The sequence below is a fragment of the Sphingomonas changbaiensis NBRC 104936 genome, assembly GCF_000974765.1.
In the GTDB taxonomy this organism is placed as follows: domain Bacteria; phylum Pseudomonadota; class Alphaproteobacteria; order Sphingomonadales; family Sphingomonadaceae; genus Sphingomonas_B; species Sphingomonas_B changbaiensis.
On record NZ_BBWU01000015.1, the window covers coordinates 80,393 to 105,862 of the forward strand.

The window sequence follows — 25,470 nt, forward strand, 5'->3', positions numbered from 1 at the left end:
GTCTGAGGTGACTCCGTCCGCCCGCTTGCAGTCGGCGATCGAGCTGCTCGACGCGATCATCACTGCCGCTCGCGGTGCGGGTCCGGCGGCGGACACGGTGATCGCCGCCTATTTCAAGACACGGCGCTATGCCGGGTCCGGCGATCGGCGGGCGATCCGCGAGCTTGTCTATCTGGCGATACGGCGCGCAGGCGAGCGACCTGAGAATGGGCGGGCGGCGATGCTCGGTCTTGCCGAAAATGAGCCCGACCTTCGCGACCTGTTCGACGGTTCGCCGCATGGGCCTGCGCCAATCGCGAACGGGGAGTCGCCTGCTCCCGCATCTGCCGTTCCAGCGTGGCTGGCGCCCAGACTCGCCCATGTCGACACCGGCGCGCTGCTGGAGCGGGCCCCCCTGGACCTGCGCGTCAATCGGCTGAAAGCCGACCGAGGTGATGTGCTGGATGAGCTGCCCGGCGCCGCTCCGACCCGGTTCGCTCCGTCGGGCCTTCGCCTCGCCGATTCTCTGCCGGTCGAGCAGCATCCGCTCTGGCGGGATGGCGCGGTCGAGGTGCAGGACGAAGGCAGCCAGCTGATTGCGCTCGCCTGCCGCGCTCAACCGGGCGAGACCGTGGTCGATCTCTGCGCCGGCGCCGGCGGCAAGACACTGGCGCTTGCTGCAGACATGGGCGGGGAGGGGCGGCTGATCGCCTGCGATACCGATCGCGGTCGGCTGTCGCGCCTGCCGCCGCGCGCGGAGCGGGCCGGCGCCGCGAACATCGAAACGCGCTTGCTCGATCCGAACCGCGAAGCGGAAGCGCTTGTCGATCTTTTGGGCGTGGCGGACTGCGTGCTGGTCGACGCGCCCTGCTCCGGCACCGGCACCTGGCGGCGAAATCCGGAAGCGCGCTGGCGCCTGACGCCGGACCGGCTGGGGCGGCTGACGAGCCTTCAGTCGCGCCTGTTGGAGCTGGCTGCGACGCTTGTCCGGCCCGGCGGGCGCCTTATCTACGCCGTCTGTTCGCTGCTGGACGAGGAAGGCGCTGACCAGGTTGCAACGTTCCTGGCCGCGCATCCGGGCTGGCGCGCTGCACGGCCATTCCCGGCGCCGGGAATCGATCGCGGCGCCGGCGTGCTGCTTTCGCCAAGCACGGACGGCACCGACGGCTTTTTCGTCGCGAGCATCGAAAGCCCGTGCTAGAAAGCAGTCAAACTCTGTTGGAGAGGTTCTGATGCGTTTCGTGCCCGTCGCCCTTGCCGCCGCCATTGGCGTCGCTGCTCTGTCCACGGCCGTGATGGGCCAAAAGCCCGACGCGCAGATCGATCCGCGTTCGGTCGCCATTGTCGAACAGGCGCGCGCCGCACAGCATGCCGGTAATCTCGAGCAGGCGAACGACCTGCTCGAAAGCGCGCTTGCGGTCGATCCGAAGAACCGCACCGCGTTCATGGCCCTTGCCGAAATCGCCAAGGCCCAGGGGCTGCCGGGCAAATCGATCCGCTTCTACCGTGAAGCGCTGGAGCTGGAGCCGAACGATCTCGCAGCGCTGGCCGGTCAGGGCGACGCGCTGGTGCAGAAGGGTGCAGTGACCAAGGCGCGCGAGAATCTCGCCAAGCTGAAGAAGCTGTGCACCGCCACCTGCCCTGAGGAAGCGCGCCTGGCCGCTGTGATCGAGAAGGGCCCGCCGCCGGCAGTGTTGTCCGCCCAGGCGAGCAGCAAGGTCCCGACGCCCGGAGAAGAGCAGAAGACTCGCAAGCCTGAATAGGCGCCGCGCGCACCAGACCGGTTTCGATGGCAACGCGTGCACATCCCCCCTTGCTGAGCGCGACGACGGGCGCCGAGCCGCCGCGCGCAATGCTCGGCATCATCGCGGGCGCTGCGCTTGTCTCGGGAGCCTTGATCTTCCTGCTACTGGGGACCCCGGCGCTTGCGCTCGGCTTCGCCTGCGGGGCAGCCGCGGTCGGCGGCCTGTTCCTGTTTTCGCGCGCGAATGCCGCGGCGGCGCCGGTCGAACGGTCTGTCCAGGATTGGGCACTGACGCGCGCTGCGATCGAGCGCGACTCCGCCGCGGTCGCGGTGACGGATCGCCAGGGCAGGCTCGCCTGCGCGAACGAGATCTACGGCAGCTGGTTTCAGGGTTTCCGCGCCCCGGGCGAGCTGTGGCTGCCTAACACCGCCACGGCCCCGCTACTCGAGGCTGAGCAGACAGCGTGGCGCGAAGGCTCGGCCGTGATCGAGCGGTTGCAGCGGGAAGCGGGCCAGCTTCGCGTCGAAGTCGAGCGCGCCGGCGCGGGCGAAGATCACCTGGTCTGGCGCTTCCGTCCCGTCTCCAGCGTTGATCTGGTCAATGAAGCGCGGCGGCTGATCGGCTCGGCGGCGGGCGAGCGGCTGGGCGAAGCAGGGATCATGGGCGTGCTGATCGGCGCCGATGCGCGCATCCGCGGCGGCAATCGCGCCTTCGCCCTTCGTGCCACCGGCTCGGCCGAGGCTGCGATCGAAGGCCGCGATCTCGCGACCATGCTGACGATCGACAAGCGCGGATTGATCCGGTTCGAGCGCGAAGGCCCGACCGGCGGTCCCGTGCGGCTGCTGCAGGTCCCGCTTGATCCGGACGAGCGCGGTGGTTCCACGCTCGTCTTCCTGATCGACGACGACGGCGCGCCCCGTCTCGGCGAGGGCAGCGCATCGAGCCACATCCAGACGCTGCTGTCGATGCTGCCGCTGGGCTTTGCGCTGGCCGATCGCGACGGACGGCTGCTGTTCCTGAATGAGGCGTTCGCGCGTGCCGCCGGGCTCGAATCGGACGCCCATCCTGTCTACCCCAGCGACCTTGTCGTCCGGGAAGACAAGGCGGCGGTCGCAGACACCGTGCGCCGCTTCGCCTCCGGGCCGCCGATGTCGGGCGACATCGCGGTCCGCCTGCAGGCGCGCCCCGACGAGCCAGTGGCCCTGTCGATCGCCGGCGCGCGGGGGCTGGGCGACGCGGCGGTGCTGCTGTCGCTGAAGGACAATGCCGAGGAGTCGAAGCTCAAGCGCCAGGTCGCACAAGCCACCAAGATGCAGGCGGTCGGCCAGCTCGCGGGTGGCGTCGCGCACGATTTCAATAATATCCTGACCGCGATCATCGGTCACTGCGACCTGATGCTGATGCGCCACACGCCGGGCGACAGCGACTATGACGATATCCAGCAGATCCGTGCCAACTCGAACCGCGCCGCCAGCCTGACGCGCCAGCTGCTCGCCTTTTCGCGGCAGCAGACGCTGCGTCCGCAACTGCTTCAGCTCCCCGACGTCATTTCCGAAGTCTTCAACCTGCTGAAACGCCTGCTGGGCGAAACGGTGACGCTGAACGTCAAGCACGGCCGCAACCTGGGTCCGGTTCGTGCCGATCCGGGCCAGCTGGAGCAGGTGATCGTCAATCTTGCGGTCAACGCGCGCGATGCCATGCCCGAAGGCGGCACGCTGACGCTCCAGACATACGCCGTCGCTGCCGCCGACGTACGGCGGATGAAAAGCGAGATCATGCCGACCGTCGACTATACGGCGCTCGCGATCACCGACACCGGCACCGGTATCCCGACCGACCTGCTGCCCAAGATTTTCGAGCCTTTCTTCACCACCAAGGAGGTCGGCAAGGGCACGGGTCTGGGCCTCTCGACGGTGTACGGCATCGTCAAGCAATCGAACGGGTTCATCTTCGCCGATTCGGTGGTGGGGGAGGGGACAAGCTTCGTCATCTACCTGCCGGTCCACAAGGCGGAGGCAAAGCCCGCCGCCGCGCCCGCGCAGCCCAAGGAACGGCCGGCCGAGCTGTGGGGCAGCGGCACCATCCTGCTGGTCGAGGACGAAGCGATGGTGCGCGCCGTCGCGGAGCGCGCGCTGACCCGCCAGGGCTATAAGGTCGTGACTGCGGCCAATGGCGAGGAAGCGCTTGAGTGCCTCGAGGCGGGCGAGACGTTCGACCTGCTGATCTCCGACGTGGTGATGCCGACGATGGACGGGCCGACCCTCGTCCGCCATGCCCGCGTCAAATATCCCGACCTGCCGATCCTGTTCATGTCGGGCTACGCCGAAGAGCAATTGCGCAAGTCGATCGATATCGAGCGCGTCGCGTTCCTGCCCAAGCCCTTCTCGGTCCAGCAGCTTGCAGAGGCGGCGCGAACGGCATTGGCGGCGAAATGATTTTTCTTTGCGTGGAACCGTTTGCCGCGATATCGGCGGCGCCATGAGCGCAGGGCCCGCAATCCTCGTCGTCGAAGACGAGCCGTTGATTTCAATGATGCTTGAGGATTTCCTCGACGCCCTCGGCTACCGCCTTGCCGGCGCGGTCGATGACGTGTCCGAAGCGTTGCGCCACGTGGAGGCCGGGGGCTTCGACGCGGCGCTGCTCGACGTCAACCTGCGCGATGGCGAGACGTCGTGGCCCATCGCCGATGCGCTCAGCCAGCGCGGTCATCCGTTCGTGCTCGCCACCGGCGGCGGCAACGATGCCGTTCCGGAACGCCATGCCGGCGTGCCGGTGCTCAGCAAGCCCTACACGCTCGACGGGGTGCGCGAGGCGTTCGAGACCTTGTTGAGCAATTAAAACGTTCCACTCTTGTTCTTGCGGAACAGATAGGATACGTAAGCTCCCGTTGAACGCGTTTTGCGTTCCGCTTAGGGAGGCTATGCATGGCGGCGCAGCTCAAGATCGTCGATTCCGATAAAGCAGGGAATATGGACAGGCAGAAGGCTCTCGAAGCGGCTTTGGCGCAGATCGACCGCGCGTTCGGCAAGGGTTCGGCGATGAAGCTGGGCAGCCGCGAAGCAATGCAGGTGGAGGCGATCTCGACCGGATCGCTGGGGCTCGACATCGCGCTCGGCGTCGGCGGCCTGCCGCGCGGCCGGGTGATCGAGGTCTATGGGCCGGAATCGTCGGGCAAGACCACGCTTGCGCTCCATGTCATAGCCGAGGCGCAGCGCAACGGCGGCACCGCGGCGTTCGTCGACGCCGAACACGCGCTCGATCCCGTCTACGCGAAAAAGCTGGGCGTTGATATCGACGAGCTGATCGTGTCGCAGCCGGATACCGGCGAGCAGGCGCTGGAGATCACCGATACGCTGGTCCGCTCCAACGCGATCGACGTGCTGGTGGTCGATTCGGTCGCCGCCCTGGTGCCGCGTGCCGAGATCGAGGGCGAGATGGGCGACAGCCATGTCGGCCTGCAGGCGCGGCTGATGTCGCAGTCGCTGCGCAAGCTCACCGGCTCGATCAGCCGCTCGCGCTGCATGGTGATCTTCATCAACCAGCTGCGCATGAAGATCGGCGTGATGTACGGCAATCCGGAGACCACGACCGGCGGCAATGCGCTCAAATTCTACGCCTCGGTCCGCCTCGATATCCGCCGCACCGGCCAGATTAAGGACCGCGACGATATCGTCGGCAACACGACTCGCGTGAAGGTCGTGAAGAACAAGGTCGCGCCGCCGTTCAAGCAGGTCGAATTCGATATCATGTACGGCGAGGGCATTTCCAAGATCGGCGAGATCCTCGACCTGGGCGTCAAGGCCGGGCTGGTCGAGAAGTCGGGCGCCTGGTTCAGCTATGATTCGATCCGCATCGGCCAGGGCCGCGAGAACGCCAAGCAATATCTGCGCGACAATCCGGAGCTCGCCGCCCGACTCGAAAAGGCGATCCGCGGCAAGACCGACGACGTCGCCGAAGCCCTGATGGTCAGCCCGGGCACGGGGGACGACGACGAGATGTGATGGAGGTGAGGCGCGCCTGGCGCGCCTCGCTTTATCTCACACGAAAACACGAAGGCACAAAGAAGGGCCCGCTTTCTCTTCGTGCCTTTGTGTCTTCGTGTGAGATAAATCGGCATACCCGCTCGCGCGGAAGTCCGGCTAGAGTGGCGCGAGAAGGGGAGACGCCATGCCAATCATCGTCCACCATCTCGAGAACAGCCGCTCGCAGCGAATACTCTGGATGCTGGAGGAGCTGGAGCTTCCCTACGAGGTGAAGCGCTACGAGCGGAACGCGAAGACGATGCTCGCCCCGCCCGAGCTGCGGCAGGTCCACTCGCTCGGCAAGTCGCCGGTGATCCAGAATGGCGACACAGTGGTTGCGGAGACCGGCGCGATCGTCGAATATCTGGTCGACAAGGCTGACGGCCGATTGGGCCCGCCGCCTCACCGCGACGCGATCCTCCGCTACCGCTTCTTCCTTCATTACGCCGAGGGCTCGCTGATGCCGCCGCTGCTCGTGAAACTGGTGCTGAGCCGCGTGCCGCTTTTCGGCAAGGCCGCGCAGAAGCGGATCCAGCCGATGATCGACAATCATCTGAACTTCATCGAACGTGACCTGGCCGGCCGCGACTGGTTCGTCGGCGATGATCTGACGGCCGCGGACGTGATGATGAGCTTCCCGCTGGAAGCCGCCCGCCGGCGCGCGGGACTGGATAGCTCCCGCCCCAGCACGATCGCCTGGCTGGAGCGCATCCATGCGCGCCCGGCCTATCAGCGCGCGCTCGAGCGCGGCGGCCCTTACGCCTATGCCTGAAGCAGGGGCCGACCCGGCCCTTGTCGCCGCGTGGTTGGCGGCGCGCTCGATCTGCCGCGGCCTGCCTGCTCCGGTCCATGACCATGGCGGCCTGCGTGTCGACACGGGCCTGCCGACCGAATCCCGCCGCTACGTTTTCGCGCGTCCCGGTGCCGGCCTGACGGAGCTCGGCCGGACTGTCACCGATCACCTGACGGTGTTAAAACTCTGCGCGTCCCCCGACGTGATGCGCAGGTGGCTTCCGCCGCGCTGGTCGCTCGACGGCTCGGCCGCCTTAATGACGTGCGAGGCGACGATCCCCGCGCGGCCCTTACCGGCCGACTATTCCGTCGAACTTGGTCGCGACGGCGCTGCCTTGTCCCTGCGCGTGCTGGCGGCCGACGGTTCGCTCGCCGCGTCCGGCCACGCCGCCGAACATGACGGCGTGTTCGCGTTCGACCGGATCGTGACCGAACCGCCGCACCGGCGGCGCGGTCTCGGCGCGGCCGTAATGGCCAGCCTCGGACATGCCCGCGCCGATCCGGCGAGCCGCTTCGTGCTGGTCGCGACACCGGATGGCCGTGCGCTCTATCAGTCCCTCGGCTGGCGCGTCGAAGCGCCCTACACGACCGCGCGGCTGGCCTAGCGCCGCTCCGCCAGCGCGAGCTGGATTGCCAGACCGCCGAGCAGGGTCGCCGCGCACCAGCGGGCAGCGCGCCCGAACCAGGGAATGCGACCGAGCCTCACGGCGGTTCCGGCCGCACCGACGCCGATCACCGCGTTCACCAACGTTCCCACCAGGTCGAACCAGAGGCCCAGGCATAGGATCTGCAGCGCCGGTGCCTGCGCGGCGGGGTCGACGAACTGGGGAAGGAAGGCGAGGAAGAACAACGCCACCTTGGGATTGGTCAGGTTGATCAGCGCTGCGGTCCGGAACAGGCGCGCGGGCGCCGCGACCGCCTTGGCCTCCGGTTTCGGCGCGCGCAGCAGACCGACCGCGACGTACAGCAGATAAGCCGCCCCGACGAGCTTCAGCGCCTCGAACAGCGCCTGCGACGACATCAGGAGCGCGGACAGCCCGAGCACGGCCGCGACGATATGCCCCAGTGTGCCCGCGCCGATGCCCAGCGCGGCGATCGCGCCGGCACGTCGCCCGCCGCGGGCCCCGGCCGCGATCACGAACGTCATGTCAGCGCCCGGCACGACGTTCAGCGCAAGTCCGGCGGCCGCGAAGGCCGCGAAGCGCGGCCAGTCCGGCAGCAATTCATAGCCGGCGAGCGCGATCATCTCAGCCCCAGGTTTCGGCCGGCGGCGTCTCGGCGCGGCCGGAAGGCGCGGGCGCGGGCGCGATCTCCGGCGGCGCCTCGGGGTCGAGCTCGCCTTCCCAGCGCGCCACCACCACGCTTGCGACAGCGTTGCCGACCACGTTGGTCGCAGAGCGCCCCATGTCGAGAAAATGATCGATCGCGAGGATCAGCAGCAACCCGGCCTCGGGCAGATTGAACTGCGACAGCGTCGCCGCGATCACCACCAGGCTCGCGCGCGGCACGCCGGCGATGCCCTTCGACGTGATCATCAGCGTCAGCAGCATCGCGATCTGCGTGCCGAGGTCCAGGTGGATGCCATAGGCCTGGGCGATGAACAGCGACGCGAACGTCATGTACATCATCGAGCCGTCGAGATTGAACGAATAGCCGAGCGGCAGCACGAAGCTGGAAATGCGCGGCGGCGCCCCGAACCGGTCGAGCGCTTCCAGCGTGCGCGGAAAGGCGGCTTCCGACGAAGCAGTGGAAAAGGCGACCAGGATCGGCTCGCGGATATAGCGGGCGAGCGCGAACACGCGCCGGCCGATCACCAGGAACGCAAGCAGCCCCAGGAAAAGCCAGAGTAGCGCGAGGCCCAGATAAACGCTGCCCATGAAATAGGCGAGCTTGCCGATCACGCCCGGGCCCTGTTCGGCCAGTGTTGCCGCGACCGCCGCGAACACCGCATAAGGGGCGAAGCGCATCACATAATCGGTCACGCGCAGCATCACCGCGACCAGCCCTTCGCACGCCTTCACCAGCGGCGCGGCACGCTCGCCCACGGACGTGATCGCGACACCGAAGAACACCGCGAAAACGACGATCTGCAGGATCTCGTTGGTCGCCATCGCGTCGATGATCGAGGTCGGGAAGATGTGGGTGATGATCTTCGCCACGTCGAACGCGCTGCGATCGATGCCGCTGCTCTCCGTCGCCGGCGGCAGCGGCAGGTTCAGCGCGGCGCCGGGCTGCAGGATGTGCGAGAGGATCAGGCCGAGCGTCAGGGACATCAGGCTCGCGGCGATGAACCAGCCGACTGACTTGACGCCGACCCGCCCGAGCGCCGCCGTGTCGCCCATATGCGCGATGCCGACGACCAGCGTTCCGAACACCAGGGGCGCGATGATCATCTTGATCAGGTGCAGGAAGACGGTGGTGACGATCGACAGATAGCCGGCGATCGCTTTCAGCTGCGCCTGGTCGGCGATCGTGGCGTTCAGCACCCAGCCGACGATGATGCCAAGCACCAGGCCGGCCAGAATCATGTAGGTCAATCGTTTTGCCACGCAGCGCTCCTTCGCGCGCACGTGAAGGGCATCGGCGCGCCCCGGTCAACCCGTTGCGCCTGCGAACTATTGGTGGCAGCGTCCGCGCCGACCAGTCAACCGGGGAGGGCCGTGCCCAAGCTTGTCGGAATCGCCGCGGCCCTGCTGCTCGCTCCCGCCTGTCATGCGCGGGCGCTGGGGCCGGAGGACGTCGACCGCCTGCCGGCGAGCATGCCCACCGCCACGGTCCAATATGGTACCGGTCCGAACCAGAAGGGCGAGCTGCGGCTGCCGGGGGGCAAGGGGCCGTTTCCGGTAGCGATCGTCATCCATGGCGGCTGCTGGACCCGCGGACTCGCGACGACCCGCAACACCGCGCCGCTGGCCACCGCGCTCACGCGCAAGGGGATCGCGACGTGGAATATCGAATATCGCCAATGGGGCAATCCGGGCGCCGGCTGGCCGGGGACATTCCAGGACTGGGCCGCGGCCGCCGACCAGCTGCGCAGCCTTGCGCGACGCTATCCGCTCGATCTCTCGCGCGTCGTCGCGACCGGACACTCGGCTGGGGCGCAGGCCGCGCTCTGGCTCGCCGCGCGGCCACGGCTTCCGCTCGACAGTGAGATCCGTGGCCGTGACCCGCTGCCGATCAAGGCTGCGGTCGCCATCGACGGGCCCGGCGACCTCGCCGCCGCGGTCGACTCTCGACCGGAATTCTGCCGGCGCACGTCGATCGTACGGCTGATGGGCGGTACGTCGGCAGAAGTGCCGCAGCATTACCGGCAGGGCTCGCCGATCGAGGCGCTGCCGATCGGCGTTCCGCAATATCTGGTCGTGTCGGAATATCTGAGGCGCGAAGACGCGGCGGATTACGCCCGCGCGGCCGGCACCGACCTTGTCGAAATCCTCGCCCCGGCCAAGGCCGATCATTTCAACATCATCGCCCCCGGCGAGCCGCAATTCGCGGCCGTCGCGGCGCTCATCCAGAAGGCGTTCAAATGAATTTCACGCGTCGCACCCTGCTCGGTTCCGCAGTCGCCCTGGGCGCCCTCGCCGCAATGCCCGCCTTTGCCGACATCGACACGTCGGGCCTCACCAAGATGACCGGCGACATCGTGCCGATCGGCCGCGAGGAGCGGATGCGCCGGCTCGCCCGCGCGCAGGAGCTGATGCGCAAGAACGGCCTGTCCGCGGTCGTGATCGAGCCGGGATCGTCGCTGATCTACTTCACCGGGGTGCGCTGGCATCGGAGCGAGCGGCTGACGGCGGGAGTGATCCCGGTCTCCGGTGAGCCGCTGATCGTCACGCCTTTCTTCGAACGCCCGTCGGTGCAGGAGACGCTGGGCGTCCCCGCCGAAATCCGCGTCTGGCAGGAAGACGAGAGCCCGACCGCGGTCATCGCCAACTGGCTGAAGGAACGCCGGCTCGATCGCGGCCAGGTCGGCATCGAGGAGACGGTTCGCTTCTTCGCGAGCGACGGCCTGGGCAAGCTGCTGCCGGCGGTGAGGCTGGTCTCCGCCAATCCGGTTGTGCGCGGCTGCCGGATGCACAAGACGCCCGCCGAAATCGCGCTGATGCAGAAGGCGAACGACGTCACCATCGCCGCGCTGCGCTGGACGGTGCCGCGCATCCGTGAAGGGATGCCCCGCGACGAGATCGCCGCGATGATCGTGGCCGCGACCCAGGCGCTCGGCGGCCAGGCGGACGGCGCGCTGGTGCTGCTCGGCGAAGCGGCTGCCTATCCGCACGGCTCCGGCAAGCCGCAGATCGTGCGCGAGGGCGAGGTGGTGCTGATGGACTGCGGCTGCACGGTCGACGGTTACGCGTCGGACATCAGCCGTACCTTCGTCCCGGGCAAGGTGCCGGCCGACGTCCGCCGTGTCTTCGAAACCGTCGCCGAAGGGCAGCGGGTCGCGATGCGCACCGCCCGGCTCGGCACGCCCTGCGGCCAGGTCGACGATGCGGTTCGCGCATTCTACGAGCGCGAAGGCTATGGCCCCGGCTACAAGCTTCCCGGCCTGTCGCACCGCACCGGGCATGGCATCGGCATGGACGGGCACGAGCCGGTCAATCTGGTGCACGGCGAGACGACCCCGCTGGAGGTCGGCATGTGCTTCTCGAACGAGCCCGGCCTATATCTGCCCGGCAAGTTCGGCGTGCGTCTCGAGGATTGCTTCCACATGACGCCCGCGGGTCCCAAATTCTTCAGCGAGCCGCCCGCGAGCATCGACACGCCGGTCTGACATGGCTCCGGCCGCGCTCCTGGCTTTGGCGGCAGCGCTGGCGGGCGCGGCCGCCGACGATGCGCAGCTCAGGACGTGGAAGCAGGCCGCCCAGTCGGGCGATGCCGAGGCCGCCTATCGGCTCGGCCGCGCCTATAAGCTCGGCGATCCAGCGCCGCTGGATGCGGCCGAGGCGGAGCGGTGGTTCGAAAAGGCGGCGCGGCTGGGACTTCCGAGCGGCGAGGCCGAATATGGCCTGGTCCTCTATCAGAACGGCAAGCAGCACGAGGCGGTGCCGTGGCTGCGCAAGGCGGCCGAGCGCGGCGACCGCCGCGCGCAATATGCGCTCGGAACGATCCTGTTCAACGGCGTCGCCGCGCCGAAGGACGTGCCGGAAGCACGGCGCTGGATGCGGCGCGCAGCCAACGCCGGGCTGCCCGCGGCCGCAGAGGCGCTGGCAGTGATGGCGGAGCCGGTCTTGCCCGATCCGCGCGTCGATGTCGTTGACGTCGCGCCCGTCCGTCAGGCTACTCCCGCCAGGCCGGCGGCTGAGCGCTGGCGCGTGCAGGTCGGCGCCTTCTCCAGCCGCGCCAATGCGGAGAGGCTCTGGGCGCGGTTGAAGCCGGGCAAGCCTGCAGCGGTGGCACCCATCTTTCGTTCCGAAGGGCGTTTGACCCGGCTCCAGATCGGCCCGTTCGACACCGCGGCGGGCGCAGACGCCTTCTGCCGACAAGTCCGCAGCATCAGCAGCGACTGCTTTCGGATCAGCCCCGGATCTGGGTAAAGCAGATCGATCCGGTACCGGTATTCAAATGGACCAGCACCTTGCTTGTGATTCCTCTCAGGCGCGTGCCTTGAACATCAGCGTAATGCGCAGCTCCGGGCAAATGCGCGAGACTCCACGCGCCACATGGGGCAAATCGCCGGGGAAAACGACCAGTCGGTTGGGACGGGCGTAGGCAGTTGCGACGACATCTTGTCGCTCGCTATCGAAAAAGACCGTCTCGCCACCCCAGTTGGGCTCCCAACGAGCATGGCCGAAATAGAGCGCGGTAACATGGCCAGGGACATCGGCGTCGAGATGAACGCCGCCATCGGCTCCATAGGGATAGCCGTTTGCGTAGCAGCGGAGCAGCTCGTGTTCCGGAAGCACATTCGCGCGGATCGCCGCCCACATCGCGGCGATAGGGGGAGCATTTGCCAGTTCGCCTTCAATGGTTCCGACGCTCGCGTCCTCGGCCGCGCTATTCACCAGTCCGGCGAAATGCTTGTACCAATATCGCGGGGCTCCGGGACTTGGGTCCGAGTAGGAACCGTAGGCCCAACCCGGCCCTCGCAGATAGCTCGCCATTTTCTGATGCGATTCCGCAGCGAGGAAGTTGTCGATCACGCGTACTGACGAAGTCATGATGACCCAGCTCAATTTGTATCCGGTAGCGCCTCATACGCATCACGACATAATTTCTGATGAACCGGGAGGCGATCGCAGATGGAAGGGCGCCCCGCTGACACGACGGGCGCCGCCGGCTCTCTCAAGTGAAAACTGCCATTTTCTGGATGAGAGTGGAGGCCCGAGCCGGAATCGAACCGGCGTGCAAGGATTTGCAGTCCTCTGCGTAACCACTCCGCCATCGGGCCGGAGGCGCGCATTTCCAAGGTTTGCCGGTCGATGGCAAGCCTGAAAGCGACTCCCGGCCTCAATCAGCTGTCGGCAAGGTGCGCCGGCAGGCCCGGCGCCGGTGCGCGCAGGCGAAACAGCCCGCCGGCGTGCGGCTCCCGGGCCGCGCGCTCCGGCGACAACCCGCTCGAGGCGGTCGTGATGTAGATGTCCCGTAGATCGGGCCCTGCGAACGCGCACATCGTCGGTTCGCTGACCGGAAGGTGGATTTCGCGCTTGATGCTTCCGTCCGGCCGGAAGCGGATCACGCGGCCGCCGTCATATTGCGCGGACCAGTAGCAGCCTTCGCTGTCCATGGCCGCGCCGTCCGGCTGCGGCCCGGTGGACGGAAAACTGGCGAAGCATTGCGGATCGGATATTTGCCCGCTGCCCGCGTGGAAAGCGTAGCGGTCGATCCTGCGCGCGAACGAATCGGCGAAATAGAAACGGCGATCGTCGAGGCTCCAGTCGAGGCCGTTCGCGATCACCGCCGAGACGCCGGTTTCGCGGAGCTGGCCGGCTTCGAAGACATAAAGCGGGGTCGGCTCGGTCGCGGCATCGGGCTTGCGGCCGTCGAGCGGCTTGAACATCGTGCCGATCCAGAACCGGCCGTTGCTGTCGCACTTGCCCGAGTTGAACCGGTGCGTGAGCGGATCATAGGGTGGCGGCGCCAGCAGCTCGGACGTGCCGGCGGCAAGATCGAGCCGCATCAGTCCGGTACGGAGCGCCGCCAGCAGCGTGCCGCTGCGGCAGAGCGCGATCGCTCCCACCTCCGACGGCATCCGCCAGCATTCGTCGGTGCCGCTCGCGGGATCGAAGCGGTGGATCGCCGGCGCCTCGACATCGATCCAGTAGAGGCGCTGCTCCGCGACCGACCAGAGCGGATTCTCGCCGTTCCTGGCGCGGGCATCCAGCACCAGCTCTGGCGTGTCGCTCATGCCAGGCGCCCGGCCAGCAGCTCGGCGATGTGGCGCGTGGTCCGCCCGCCATGCGCCTCGATCTGCTCGCGGCAGCTGAAGCCGTCGGCCAGCACCAGCGTGTCCGCCGGCAGCTCCCGGACACGTGGCAGCAGCACACGCTCGCCGATCGCGCGGCCGACGCCATGGGTCTCCGCCGCCATGCCGAAGGCGCCGGCCATGCCGCAGCATCCCTGCGGCGGCCGCTCGACGGCAAGGCTGAGCCGGTCGAGCAGCGCCTTTTCCTTGTCGAAGCCGATGACGGCATGGTGGTGGCAATGGACCTGCACCAGCGCGTCGCCGCCCCGGTGCAGCGACGGGATCTGGTCGATCCGGTCGGCCACGAAATCGGCGAAATAGATCACTTGCTTCGATAGCTGGTGCGCCTCGTCGCGATCGGGGAAGAGGTTCGGCAATTCGTCCTTGAACACCGAGACGCAGGCCGGCTCGAGACCGACGACCGGCGTGCCGGCGGCGATCTCACCGGCAAGGGCTGCGAAGATGCGCTCCAGCCGCGCCCTGGCCTGGTCGAGGAACCCCCAATCGTACAGCGGCCGCCCGCAGCACAGGGGGACGCGCGGGATCGTCACCTCGAAGCCGGCGCGCTCCAGCACCTCGACCGCGGCAATCGCGGTTTCAGGGCGGAAGTGATTGTTGAACGTGTCCGGCCACAGCAGCACCCGCTCGCCGCCGATCGGTATTTTGTCGCGCTCGGCGAACCATCGGCGAAAACTCTGCCGGGCAAAGCGCGGCAGCGTGGCGTGGCCGTCGATGCCGGCGACCCATTTGCCGACCCTGTTCCCGGCCAGAAGATTTGCGATGCCCGGCGCATGATCCGCCACCCGCGCCCAGCGGTCGATCAGCCCCATCGAATAGGCTGCCCGCGGCCGTAGCCGGTCCTTATAGTGGTGTGCACGAAACTCGGCTTTCCAGGTCGCGACATCGACGCCGACCGGACAGTCCGCCTTGCACCCCTTGCAGGCGAGGCACAGCGACAGCGCGTCCTCGACCGCGTCGCTGCTCCAGCCGTCGTTGATGACCTCGCCGCGCGTCATCTCATGCAGCAGGTGCGCGCGGCCGCGGGTCGAATGCCTCTCCTCCCCAGTTGCGAGATAGGAGGGGCACATCACCTCGTCGCCGACCTGCCGCCGCCGGCATTTGCCGACGCCGACGCAGCGCGTCGTCGCGTGCGCGAACGAGCCATGGTCGGCGGGATAGCCGAACCAGGTCTCCAACGGCTCGGGACGGTAATCGGGCCCCAGCCGCAGATTGGAATCGACCGGGTAAGGCTCGATCGCCTTGCCCGGATTCATCCGGTTGCCCGGATCCCAGATCGCCTTGAATTCGCGAAAGCAGCGTAGCAGCTCCGGCCCGTACATGATCTCCAGCAGCTCGGCGCGGGCCTGTCCGTCGCCATGCTCACCGGAGAGCGAGCCGCCATAGCTGTGCACCAGATGCGCGGCGTCGCACATGAAGGCGCGGTAATTGGCGAGGCCCTTGCCGCTCCGGAAATCGAAATCGATCCGGCAATGGATCACCCCGTCGCCGAAATGGCCGTAGATCGCGGCGGTATAGCCGTGGCGGCGGAACAGCGCCTCCAGGTCGCGCAGGTAATCGCCGAGCCGGTCGGGCGGCACCGCGCTGTCTTCCCACCCCGGCCAATGCTCGGGCTGTCCCTGCACGAATGCGGTCGCACCCAGCGACGCTTCGCGCGCCGTCCAGATGCGCTGCTGCTCGTCGGGGCCGGAGAGGATGCGGCGATGCCCCTTGTGGCCGGAGCGTTTGACGATCCGGCGGACCTTCGCTTCGGCCTCGTCGCGCGTCTCGCCGCCCGCTTCGACCATCAGCCAGCCCTTGCCGTCGGGCAGCAGCGCCAGGCCGCCATGTCCGGCGTGCGCGCGCCGCACGGCCCGGAACAGCTTGTCGTCGAAACCCTCGATCGCGTCTGGCCCTTCGGCCAGGATCGACGGCACGGCATCGGCAGCGGCGAACACGTCGTCGAAACCGAGCAGCGCCAGCGCCTTGTGCGCCGGATGGGGCACCAGCGTCAGGGTCGCGTCCAGCACGATCAGGCAACTGCCTTCGGTCCCGACCACCGAGCGCGCGACGTTGAAGCCACGGCCCGGCAGCAACGCATCGAGATTCTCGTAGCCGGACACCAGCCGCGGGATCTTCGGATAGCGCGCCTCGATCAGCGGCCCCCAACGGTCACGGAGCGCGACCAGCGCGCGGAAGATATCGCCGCGCCGTCCCGCCTTTGCCGTGATGGCCGCCAGCTCCGCCTCGCGCGTGGGCCCGAGCTCCAGCACCTCGCCGTCGTAAGTGAGCACCGTCAGCCGCTCGACATTGTCGGCGGTGCGGCCGGCAGTCACCGAATGGACGCCGCAGCTGTCGTTGCCGATCATCCCGCCCAGCGTATTGTGATCGTGCGTTGCGGGATCGGGCCCGAAGGTCAGGCCGTGCCCCTTCGCCTCGTCGCACAGCCGGTCGAGGATGCAGCCCGGCTCGACCGTAGCGCGTCGCGCCGCCGGGTCGATCCCGACCACCCGGTGCAAGTGCCGTGAAAAGTCGATCGTCACCGCGGCGTTGCAGCCCTGGCCCGCCAGGCTGGTCCCGCCGCCCCGCGGCAGGATCGGCGCGTCGTGTTCGCGGCAGATGCGAACCGTCTCGATCACTTCGTCGCGGTTGCGCGGGCTCACCAGCCCGATCGGCACCTGGCGATAGTTGGACGCGTCGGTCGCGTAGAGCGCCCGCGCCTGGGCGCTGAAATCGACCGCATCGCCCAGCGCGCGCCTCAGGTCCTGCTCGAGCGCCTCGTGCGGCGCCCCCATCACACCAGCTCGCGGACCCTGTCGGACGCGATGGTGAGCGCGATCTTGCCGCGATTGGGCGTGCCCTTCGCCAGCGCCTCGGCCAAGTGCAGCGCCTGCTTGGCCTCGATCTTCGGCGGCATCGGCGGCTCGTTCGGGTCGACGACGGCCTCGATCAGGCAGGCGCCCGGCATGGCAAGCGCCTCGCGCAGCTGGGTGCCGCACTTGGCCGGGTCGTCGATCCGGATCGCGCGAATGCCGCAGCCTTCCGCGACGCGCACGAAATCGACCGGCTCCAGCTCGCAGCCATATTCGGGGTTGCCGAGGAAGACCATCTGCTCCCACTTGATCTGGCCGAGCGTGTTGTTCTTGATGACGATGATCTTCACGTCGAGGCCGTATTTCCTGAGCGTGACGAGATCGCCCATCAGCATCGCCATCGCCCCGTCGCCGATAACCGCGACCACTTGCCGGCCCGGATAAGCGACGGCGCCGGCAATCGCATAGGGCAAGCCGCAGGCCATGCTGGCGAGGGTTCCGGAGCAGCTGAACTTCATGTCGCCGCGCATGTCGACATGGCGCGCGGTCCAGGCGGTAATCGTGCCGCTGTCGGTGATCAGGATTGCGTCGTCGTCGATCAGCTTGTTGAGCTCGTGCGTGACGACCTGCGGCTTCATCGGCATGTCGGTGCGGGTGCCGCGATCGTCCATCAGCTCGCGCCACTTGCCCATCGCCTTCTGCGCGGTGTCGAGAAAATCGGTGCTGTCATTGGGTTTCAGCATCGGCAGCAGCTCGGCCAGCACGCGTTTGCTGTCACCGATCAGACCTGCCTCGACCGGATAGCGCAGCCCGACCCGCTTCGGGTCGATCTCGATCTGGACCGCGCGCGCTTTGCCCGGCTTCGGATAGAATTCGATATAGGGGAACGACGAGCCGACGATCAGCAGCGTGTCGCAGCTTTCCAGCGCTTCCTGGCTCGCGCGCGTGCCGAGCAGGCCGACGCCGCCGGTTGAATAGGGGCTGCGGTCCGGAATGGCACCCTTGCCCAGCAGCGGCATGCCGACCGGCGCCTTCAGCCGCTCGGCGACTGCCTCCAGCTCGGCGCGCGCGCCGATCGAACCGCGGCCGGCCAGGATGAACGGCTTCTTCGCCTGATTCAGGATCGCCGCGGCCTGCTCCAGTTGCTGGCGGTCGGGAAGCTGCCCGCCCCGCGCCATCATGTTCGACACATGATGCTTGATGTTGCGTTCGGAGCGCCGGGCCTTGTCGAGGGGCATCGACTGGATATCGACCGGGATCGTCACATGCGTCGGCTGGCGATAAGCGAGGGCGGTGCGGCAGGCCATCTCGACGACATTCTCGACATGGGTCGGCCCCATGATCCGCGCGCTGTACGCAGTCGCGTCCATGAACAATTTGTCGAGGTCGATATCCTGCTGCGTCCAGGTATCGAGCAAATCGTGATGCTGCATGCCGGTGATCGCGAGCACCGGCTGGCCGTCCAGCTTGGCGTCGTAGATGCCGTTCAGCAGATGGACGCCGCCGGGCCCGGATGTGGAGAGGCAGACGCCAAGCTTTCCCGTCCATTTGGCATAGGCACAGGCGGCAAAGGCCGCGACTTCCTCATGCCGCGTCTGGATGAAGCGGATCTGGTCCTGTCGGTTGCGCAGCGCCTCGAACACGCCGTTGATGCCATCTCCGGGAATGCCGAAGATCGTGTCCACGCCCCAGTCGATCAGGGTTTCGACGAGAATGTCGCCGCCGGTCATGGCCATTGCTGCTGCTCCTATCCGTCCAGTTGAGTAATGTATGCTGTCGCGGCGGGTTCCTCGGCTGATCGCCGTGGTGCGCCGAGGATCAGGCTCGGCGGAACCTTGGACGCGTCGGTCAGGCCGGTCAGCGCCATCGTCACGTCCATTTCGTCGCGGATCAGCTCCAGCGCCTTGATGACGCCATCCTCGCCGGCAGCGCCGAGACCGTAGAGATAGGCGCGACCGATCATGCAGGCGGTCGCGCCCATGCTGAGGAACTTGAGCACGTCCTGCCCCGACCGGATGCCGCTATCGGCCCAAAGCTCGACGTCATCCTTGCCGATCGCGTCGCGGATCGCCGGGAGTTGCGATGCCGTCGACGCCGCCCCGTCGAGCTGCCGCCCGCCGTGATTGGAAACCAGCACCGCGTCGGCGCCGGCCTTGATTGCCAGTTTCGCGTCGTCGGGGTCGAGCACGCCCTTGATGATCAGCTTGCCGCCCCAGCGTTGCCGCACCCAATCGATCGTGTGCCAGTCGAAGGTCGGGTCGAATTGGCTCTTCACCCATTCGGCCAGTTCGCCGAGATCGCCGGAATTCTTTACTTCATCCTTCAGGTTGCCGAACGTCCATTCGCTCGCGCGCAGCATCGGCAGCGCCCAGCCCGGATGGCTGACGATGCTCCAGATGTTCGCGGGCGTGAGCTTGGGCGGAATGCCGAGGCCGTTCTTGACGTCGCGGTTCCGCTGGCCCTCGACGTGCAGGTCCATCGTCAGCACCAGCGCCGAGCAGCCCGCCGCCTTGGCGCGATTGATCAGCGATTCGCTGATCTTGCGGTCCTTCATCAGGTAGAGCTGGAACCAGAAGGGCTGGTCGACCGCGCCGGCCACATCCTCGATCGAGTCCAGCGACATGGTCGAAAGGCAGAAGGGGACGCCGAAGCGCTGCGCCGCGCGTGCCGCCTTGATCTCGCCATTCGCGCACATCGATCCGCACAGACCGGTCGGGGCCAGGGCGAGCGGGATCGTCACCGGTTTTCCCAGCATCGTGCCGCCATGCTTGCGCTCGGATACGTTCAGCATGACGCGCTGACGAAAGCGGATCGCATCCAGGTCGCGCCGGTTCGCGCGCAGCGTCAGCTCGTCGTACGATCCGTTCTCGACATATTCGAAAAACGGCTTCGGCACGCGCTTCGATGCTTCGACCCGCAGATCCTCGATGTTCGTGTAGATGGTCATCGATCAAGCTCGCCGCGCTTTGCCATCTCGGCGATGCGGTCGCCGATCCGGCAGGCGAGCGCCTGGATCGTCAGCGATGGATTGACCCCGCCGGAGTTGGGGAACAGCGACCCGTCGCACACCCACAGGTTCGGGATCGCCCAGGTGCGCCCGTCGGCATCGACAACGCTGTCCTTCGGGTCGTCCCCCATCCGGCAGCCGCCCATCAGGTGCGAGGTATCGTGGGTGTCCCAGAGCTGGTGCGCGCCGCCCGCCGCCAGCACCTGGTGCATCGACTTGCGGCCATGCTCGATCAGCCGCCGGTCGTTCTCGGAATAGGAAAAGGTCACGCGCGGGATGCGGAGCCCGTACTGATCCTTTTCGTCGGCCAGCTCGACCCGGTTGTGTGCTTGCGGCTCGGTCTCGCCGACCAGCACCAGCCCGGCGGTGTGATTGTAGCGGGTCATTTCCTGCCGCAGCGCCGCGCCCCAGAGTCCGCGCGCTGCGAGCGTCTGCGCCCAGTCGGTCGGCAGCGGCCCCTGGCTCATGAACGCATAGCCACCGTGAAAGTCCTTGCCCTCGTCGGAGTAATTCCAATGCTCGGTGCCGGCCATGCAGGGGGGCGCCTTGTAGCTGCGGATCTCCTCGTCCAGCACGCCCCAGACGCCGGGCCCCGAATGGGTCATCAGATGCGTGCCGACCAGGCCGTTGTCGTTCGCGAGCCCGTCCGGGAATTCGGGGCAGGCGGAGTTCAGCAGCAGCCGCGGCGTCTCGATCGCATAGCCCGCGACGACGACGTGCCGCGCCTTCTGCTGGCGCCATTTGCCGCGCCGATTGTAGGAAACGCCGGTCGCGCGCCCGTCCTTGCCCATCTCGATCCGCCCGACCATCGCCAGGTCGCGGATTTCGGCACCCGCCGCGATCGCTCGGGGTACGAAGGTGACCAGCACGCTCTGCTTGGCGTTGGTCGAGCAGCCATATTTGCAAAAGCCGCGATAGACGCACGGGTGCGCCATTCCGCGCGGTGCGGAGAGGGTGGCGAGCGGCAGCGGCGACCAGTCGATGCCGATCCGCTCGCAGCCGCGCGCGAGCACCAGGCCCGACGCGTTCACGGGATGCTCGCGATACGGGTAGCGCTTGCGCCGCTTGCCCCAGGGGTAGCGAACCGGGCCGCTGATCTTCAGCGACTCTTCCGCTTCCTCGTAATAGGGCTCCAGCTCCTCGAAGCTGAGCGGCCAGTCGCGGCCATAGCCGAGCTTCGACCGCGACTTGAACCAGTCCGGCCGCCAGCGGAGCGCGATCATCGTGTAATGCACGGTGCTGCCGCCGACGCCGCGGCCACTATTGTTGCTGCCAAGCTGGATCGGGTCCGCGCCGCCGCTGATCCGCTCGTCGGTCCAGTAGAGATCGCCCTGTGCCGCTTCGTCGGACGCGAAATCCTCCAGCGGCCGCCAGAACGGGCCGGCATCGAAGGCGACGACGGAAAAGCCGGCTTCGGCGAGCTTGGCCGCCAGCGTGCCGCCGCCCGCGCCGGTGCCGACGATCGCGAAATCGACCTGCTCCGAATCGTCATAGCAGCGCATCTGCACCCACGCGCCGGGGCGGAACACGTCCGGCGCCCGCCCGTCTTGCGCACGCGGCTGGTCGATAGCGTCAAACATGCTGCTCTTCGGCTTCCCACGGGTCGCGCTCGTCAAGGCCCAGCCGGACATAGCCGCGTGGGCTCGCCGGGCCGCCAAAGCCGATCTCGCTCCACGCCGCCGGGTGGGAATAATAGACCGCGACGATTTCCTTCAGCAGCAGCTCGCTGAAGAAACGATCGGCGGGAAGGTCGCCCCACTGCCGTCCGTCAATCTCGCCCCGCTGCACCGCGCCGAGCAGCGCGTCCTGCGCGTCCGGCTCCAGGTCGCGGAAATCGGTTCCGTGCCGCTCGCGCGCTTCGCCCGCGATGCCGGCGAGCCCCTGCCGCCAGGCTTCGCGCATCGGCGGCATGCCGACATAGCGATATCCGGGCCGCCGGTCCTCGGCCAGTTTCTCGTCGATCCAGGGGACGATCGGCACCGGCGCCTCGCGCTCCGGCTGCGGCATCAGCCGCGCCGCGATCGCTTCCAGCAGCGTCCATTCGTCCTCGCTCAGGAACCGCCGCTCCGGTATCTCGTCCAGTCGCCGCTTGATGACTGCGCGGGTCTGCTCGTTCCACGACGGCGTGTCCCATTTCTTGAGCACGTCATAGTCCGGATATGGCGTCTTGAAGCCGCTCATCCGCGCCGCTCCAAGGCCGGCAGCAGCCCCAGCGCGGCGAGCGCGATGCCCAGGAACGCCGGCGGGGCGGGGAGGGGCGGACCCTGCAGGATCATCTGGCTCCAATTGTGCCAGCCGCCCATGTTCCGGTGGATGCCGTAGCTGTGGAAGATCGGTCCCGCGATGCCGAGCAGCGCCGTCCCGAGCAGCAGCGGCCGCGCGACCTGTGCCGCCTCCGGACTGACCGAACTCGCCGCCGTGACGGCGGCTGCGAGCGGCGGCAGCGTCACCGGCGCGAACATGAACGGGTTCTGGAACGCGCCGCGAAAATGCAGCAGTCCTGCTTCCGCGGCGGTCCCCAGCAGCGCCAGCGCGGCAACCGGCGCGATCCGCGCGGGAGCGGCAATCCCGGGATGCTCCGCCGCCAGTCCGAACAGCCCGGCCAGGCTCAGCGCCGCCGGCGCACCCAGGGGCGCTGCGTAGAACAGGTTCAGCATGTCGAACCCGCCCGCGCGCTTGCCGATATTGTAGCTGTGAAAGCCCACGCCCGCCGCGCCGACCGCCAGCGCCGCGCTGAAGACGTACGGTGCCGCCTCGTCCTCCACCGCCGTCATGCCGAGCGTCGCCAGCGCCAGTGTCGGCGCGACGAACATCGCCGGGTTCTTGAACTCACCGCGGTAATGCTCGATGCCGCTGTCGAGCAGCACCGCCAGCGACAGGATCGCCGCGCCGGCGCGCAGCCCGCGCTCGGCCGCCTTGCCAGGGTCGGCCGGTTCCGCTCGTCTCCAGAGCTTCCACGCCGCCGCGCCGATCAGGCCTGCCGCAGCGATGCCGCCCAAGCCGACCGCGATCAGCGGCCGCCGCGACGGCTCCGGGACAGGCTTGGGCATGCCCTGTCAACGCAGGCGCGCCGCACCGGGTTGCCTGTTCCGCAAACTTAATCCCGATTATATTTTCTCGCGCTCCCGTGCCCGGCTGGCCAGCATGAATCCGGCCCCGATCGCGGCCGCGCCGAGCGCTGCGATCCCGACTTTCTTCTTGTGCGCGCTGAACCACAGCTCTGCACTGCGATCGGTCGCTTCGTCGTCGAACCGGCCGTGCGCGCCATGGTCGCCAGGCACCGGCTCGAACAGATTGTCGCGGCGATCGGGCGACACCGGCTGCGGATCCTGCTGGCTTTGAAAGCCGGTGCGGCCCAGATACTCGTCGAGCAGCGGCGACGCGATCTTATTGCCCCAGACCGCCTGCACCGTCGGCCCGCCGACCAGCATCTCCTTGCGCGTCGAATGTGCCGCATCGAAGATCGCGCGCGCCGCGACCTCGGGCTGATAGACGGTGCCGACCGGGCGCGGCTCGCCCGGCAGCTTGGCCCGGATCCAGTCGAATTGCGGCGTGTTGACGCCGGGCAGCTGCACCATCGTCGCGCTGACGTCGGTCTTTTCGTGGATCAGCTCGCACCGGAGCGAATCGAAGAAGCCCTGGATTGCGTGCTTCGCGCCGCAATAGGCGGATTGCAGCGGGATGCCGCGATAGGCGAGCGCCGATCCCACCAGCACGATCTTACCCGCCCCCCGCGGGAGCATGTGCCTGAGCGCGGCGCGCGTGCCGTTGACCTGGCCCAGATAGGTGACCGCGGTGACCCGCTCATATTCCTCCGCCGTCACGTCCATGAAGCGCGCGAAGATGCCGGCAAAGGCATTGTTGACCCACACGTCGATCGGCCCGAGCTCCGCCTCGATCCGCGCAGCCGCATCGTCGACCGCCTTCGCATCGGACACATCGGCCTGCACGACCAGAGCGCGGCGTCCCGCCTCTTCCACTTCGCGCGCCGCGGCGTCGAGCCCGTCCCGGCCGCGGGCGATCAGCGCGACGTCATAGCCATTGGCGGCGAACTCCCGCACCGTCGCGCGGCCGATCCCTGCCGATCCGCCCGTCACCACCGCGATCCTAGCCATCGGCCGCACTCCTTTCGACAAAACGCTCGCCGCGCCGCACCGCGCGCAGCAGCAGTACCGCGCCGAAGCCGCCGATCGCCGCCCAGCTCGCGACCAGCAGCAGCGCCGTCGGAAGCGCCGGCAGCCCGGTCGGCGGCAGCAGCATCCATGCCGCCTCGACCAGCCGCATCGCTAGCGTGACACCGGCGATCGCCAGCATCCCCGCACTGCTCGATCGCACCGATGGGCTCAGCAGCGCGAGGAACGGCGCCACGAATTGCAGCGCGACAAGTCCCCACGTCACGAACACCCAGCCGGTCTCGGTCCGGCGCAGATACCAATGCACTTCCCGCGGAATGTCGCCGGACCAGATTACGATATACTGCATTGCGTGGAGATAGCCCCAGAACAGCAGCGCGGTGACGAACACGCCGGCCGCGGCGAGCGGCGCGTCATCCCGGGCGGGCAGCGCGATCAGCAGCGCGAGCGCGATTCCGCCGAGCCAGGTCCCGGCCATGAAGATCAGGCCATATTCCGACGAATGGAATTCGGGATGGATCGATTCCAGCCAATCGACCCCGGCCAACGACGCCAGCAGTGCGAACAGGATCAGCCCGCCCGCCGCGATGCCGTTGCGCACCTCCGGCGGCGCGCGCAGCATTCCCTGCTGCAATCCGACGAACACGCCGAAATAGATCACGGTCCGCACGATCCAGAATGCCGGGGACAGCCACACGCTCTTGAAGGCCGGCAGCGCGGCGGCGACGTGCGGGTCGGCCCAGGGATAGACCCAGCCGGCCCCGATCAGCACCGGCACGAAGGTGAGCGCGGTCAGCGGCAACAGCGTCGCGCCGGCGGCGAACGGCGCCTGGAGGAGCGGTCGCCAGCTGCCGCCGACCAACTGCACCATCATCAGCAGCGCAAGGCAGCCGAGCGGCACTTCCGCCCAGCCGACAGCCGCTGCCGTCCAGGCGGTCAGGGCGATCCGCGGCTCGATCAGCAGCCCGGCAACCGCGCCGGCGAGCCCGACGATGCCGACCACGAAGGCGTTCCGCTCGATGCTCATGGGGCCGCCTGCTGGGTCGACGTCTGGTTTCGTTGCAGCGCGCGGATATAGCTGACGATCGCCCAGCGATCGCGCGGCGGGACGCGATCGGCATAGCTGTACATCGCGCCGTGCCCGTGCGTGATCACGTCGTACAGATAGCGGTCCGGCGCGCTCAGCAGCCGCGGTTCGGCATAGTCCGGCGGGTGCGGAAAGCCGCGCTGGACGACGATCCCGTTCCCGTCGCCCGATCGCCCGTGGCACGGGGCGCAGAAGATTCCGAACCGCTCGCGTCCGCGCTCGACCAACGCCAGGCTCATCGGCGGGCGCTCGGCGAGCGGATCGACCGGCGCGGCATCTCGCGCGACTGTTCCCGCCGGGGGCGCCTGCACCACCCGGTCGTTGCGGAACAGGCTGCCGCGCTCCCATTCGGCATATTTGCGCTGATCCGTCATCCGCAGATTCTGCCCGCAGCCGGTGAGGAGGATGGCAACAAACAAAGCAACCCAACTCCGTTCGTTTCGAGCGAAGTCGAGAAACGATTTGCGCCGGAGCAAGCGCTTCTCGACTTCGC

23 protein-coding genes and 1 tRNA gene are annotated in these 25,470 nt (G+C 67.8%); 10 read left to right on the forward strand and 14 right to left on the reverse strand.

All coding sequences use genetic code 11. The annotated features are described in order from the left end of the window. Window positions 1-7 precede the first annotated feature (7 nt). The 7 genes from SCH01S_RS02980 (at window position 8) to SCH01S_RS03010 (ending at window position 7,143) form a co-directional block, all read left to right on the forward strand. Entirely contained in the window at window positions 8-1,180 is a 1,173-nt protein-coding gene (locus tag SCH01S_RS02980; RefSeq protein ID WP_046347283.1) for an RsmB/NOP family class I SAM-dependent RNA methyltransferase, read from the forward strand. Between the two features lie 31 nt (window positions 1,181-1,211). After that, entirely contained in the window at window positions 1,212-1,742 is a 531-nt protein-coding gene (locus SCH01S_RS02985) for a tetratricopeptide repeat protein (protein ID WP_046347284.1), read from the forward strand. 26 nt (window positions 1,743-1,768) lie between these two features. Further along, window positions 1,769-4,159 carry a hybrid sensor histidine kinase/response regulator gene (locus SCH01S_RS02990; protein ID WP_052733743.1) on the forward strand — a complete coding sequence of 797 codons (2,391 nt, stop codon included), beginning with the start codon at window positions 1,769-1,771 and terminating at the stop codon, window positions 4,157-4,159. Between the two features lie 43 nt (window positions 4,160-4,202). Further along, complete coding sequence (locus SCH01S_RS02995) at window positions 4,203-4,562, forward strand: response regulator (RefSeq protein WP_046347285.1); 360 nt, start codon at window positions 4,203-4,205, stop codon at window positions 4,560-4,562. Between the two features lie 86 nt (window positions 4,563-4,648). Then, window positions 4,649-5,725, forward strand: a complete 1,077-nt coding sequence (gene recA, locus SCH01S_RS03000; RefSeq protein ID WP_046347286.1) for a recombinase RecA — start codon at window positions 4,649-4,651, stop codon at window positions 5,723-5,725. 166 nt (window positions 5,726-5,891) lie between these two features. Next, window positions 5,892-6,518, forward strand: coding sequence for a glutathione S-transferase family protein (locus SCH01S_RS03005; RefSeq protein WP_046347287.1), 627 nt, complete (start codon window positions 5,892-5,894; stop codon window positions 6,516-6,518). Then, window positions 6,511-7,143, forward strand: a complete 633-nt coding sequence (locus tag SCH01S_RS03010) for a GNAT family N-acetyltransferase (protein WP_046347288.1) — start codon at window positions 6,511-6,513, stop codon at window positions 7,141-7,143. Before SCH01S_RS03005 ends, SCH01S_RS03010 begins: the two co-directional genes overlap by 8 nt. Here the strand turns inward: SCH01S_RS03010 and SCH01S_RS03015 are convergent. Together SCH01S_RS03015 and SCH01S_RS03020 are read right to left on the reverse strand one after the other, a co-directional pair. Continuing rightward, window positions 7,140-7,784, reverse strand: coding sequence for a LysE family translocator (locus SCH01S_RS03015; protein WP_046347289.1), 645 nt, complete (start codon window positions 7,782-7,784; stop codon window positions 7,140-7,142). The two genes, SCH01S_RS03010 and SCH01S_RS03015, sit on opposite strands and share 4 nt — an antisense overlap. A 1-nt stretch (window position 7,785) precedes the next feature. After that, window positions 7,786-9,087 (reverse strand): dicarboxylate/amino acid:cation symporter, encoded by a 1,302-nt coding sequence (locus SCH01S_RS03020; RefSeq protein ID WP_046347329.1) that lies wholly within the window; start codon window positions 9,085-9,087, stop codon window positions 7,786-7,788. 111 nt (window positions 9,088-9,198) lie between these two features. On the opposite strand from SCH01S_RS03020, the gene SCH01S_RS03025 reads away from it, so the two are divergent. The 3 genes from SCH01S_RS03025 to SCH01S_RS03035 are packed head-to-tail and all read left to right on the forward strand — an operon-like array spanning window position 9,199 to window position 12,072. Next, window positions 9,199-10,068, forward strand: a complete 870-nt coding sequence (locus SCH01S_RS03025; RefSeq protein WP_052733744.1) for an alpha/beta hydrolase — start codon at window positions 9,199-9,201, stop codon at window positions 10,066-10,068. Next, complete coding sequence (locus tag SCH01S_RS03030; protein WP_046347290.1) at window positions 10,065-11,309, forward strand: M24 family metallopeptidase; 1,245 nt, start codon at window positions 10,065-10,067, stop codon at window positions 11,307-11,309. The genes SCH01S_RS03025 and SCH01S_RS03030 overlap by 4 nt, the downstream gene beginning before the upstream one ends. Window position 11,310: 1 nt before the next feature. Beyond that, a complete protein-coding gene (locus SCH01S_RS03035; protein WP_052733745.1) occupies window positions 11,311-12,072 on the forward strand; it encodes an SPOR domain-containing protein in 762 nt (253 codons plus the stop codon). 57 nt (window positions 12,073-12,129) lie between these two features. Here the strand turns inward: SCH01S_RS03035 and SCH01S_RS03040 are convergent, their stop codons facing one another. From SCH01S_RS03040 to SCH01S_RS03095, 12 genes are all read right to left on the reverse strand, one after another. Continuing rightward, a complete protein-coding gene (locus SCH01S_RS03040) occupies window positions 12,130-12,711 on the reverse strand; it encodes a 2OG-Fe(II) oxygenase (protein WP_157032779.1) in 582 nt (193 codons plus the stop codon). 141 nt (window positions 12,712-12,852) lie between these two features. Next, window positions 12,853-12,926, reverse strand: a tRNA-Cys gene (locus SCH01S_RS03045). Between the two features lie 63 nt (window positions 12,927-12,989). Beyond that, window positions 12,990-13,883: an SMP-30/gluconolactonase/LRE family protein gene (locus SCH01S_RS03050; protein ID WP_046347292.1), complete on the reverse strand. Its 894-nt coding sequence runs from the start codon at window positions 13,881-13,883 to the stop codon at window positions 12,990-12,992. Further along, the gene (locus SCH01S_RS03055; RefSeq protein WP_046347293.1) at window positions 13,880-16,732 is read right to left on the reverse strand and encodes an FAD-binding and (Fe-S)-binding domain-containing protein; all 2,853 of its coding nucleotides are present in this window, start codon (window positions 16,730-16,732) and stop codon (window positions 13,880-13,882) included. The genes SCH01S_RS03050 and SCH01S_RS03055 overlap by 4 nt, the downstream gene beginning before the upstream one ends. Next, complete coding sequence (locus SCH01S_RS03060; protein WP_046347294.1) at window positions 16,732-18,486, reverse strand: thiamine pyrophosphate-dependent enzyme; 1,755 nt, start codon at window positions 18,484-18,486, stop codon at window positions 16,732-16,734. The genes SCH01S_RS03055 and SCH01S_RS03060 overlap by 1 nt, the downstream gene beginning before the upstream one ends. Before the next feature lie 11 nt (window positions 18,487-18,497). Continuing rightward, entirely contained in the window at window positions 18,498-19,697 is a 1,200-nt protein-coding gene (locus SCH01S_RS03065; protein ID WP_046347295.1) for an alpha-hydroxy acid oxidase, read from the reverse strand. Next, the gene (locus SCH01S_RS03070; protein ID WP_046347296.1) at window positions 19,694-21,337 is read right to left on the reverse strand and encodes a GMC family oxidoreductase; all 1,644 of its coding nucleotides are present in this window, start codon (window positions 21,335-21,337) and stop codon (window positions 19,694-19,696) included. The genes SCH01S_RS03065 and SCH01S_RS03070 overlap by 4 nt, the downstream gene beginning before the upstream one ends. Further along, on the reverse strand, window positions 21,330-21,938 hold the full coding sequence (locus SCH01S_RS03075; protein WP_046347297.1) for a gluconate 2-dehydrogenase subunit 3 family protein: 609 nt from the start codon (window positions 21,936-21,938) through the stop codon (window positions 21,330-21,332). The genes SCH01S_RS03070 and SCH01S_RS03075 overlap by 8 nt, the downstream gene beginning before the upstream one ends. Further along, window positions 21,935-22,807: a hypothetical protein gene (locus tag SCH01S_RS03080; protein ID WP_052733747.1), complete on the reverse strand. Its 873-nt coding sequence runs from the start codon at window positions 22,805-22,807 to the stop codon at window positions 21,935-21,937. The genes SCH01S_RS03075 and SCH01S_RS03080 overlap by 4 nt, the downstream gene beginning before the upstream one ends. 57 nt (window positions 22,808-22,864) lie before the next feature. Continuing rightward, window positions 22,865-23,872, reverse strand: a complete 1,008-nt coding sequence (locus tag SCH01S_RS03085) for an SDR family oxidoreductase (RefSeq protein WP_046347298.1) — start codon at window positions 23,870-23,872, stop codon at window positions 22,865-22,867. After that, window positions 23,865-24,917 (reverse strand): hypothetical protein, encoded by a 1,053-nt coding sequence (locus tag SCH01S_RS03090; RefSeq protein WP_046347299.1) that lies wholly within the window; start codon window positions 24,915-24,917, stop codon window positions 23,865-23,867. Before SCH01S_RS03090 ends, SCH01S_RS03085 begins: the two co-directional genes overlap by 8 nt. Next, on the reverse strand, window positions 24,914-25,351 hold the full coding sequence (locus tag SCH01S_RS03095; protein WP_084689370.1) for a c-type cytochrome: 438 nt from the start codon (window positions 25,349-25,351) through the stop codon (window positions 24,914-24,916). The genes SCH01S_RS03090 and SCH01S_RS03095 overlap by 4 nt, the downstream gene beginning before the upstream one ends. Window positions 25,352-25,470 lie beyond the last annotated feature (119 nt).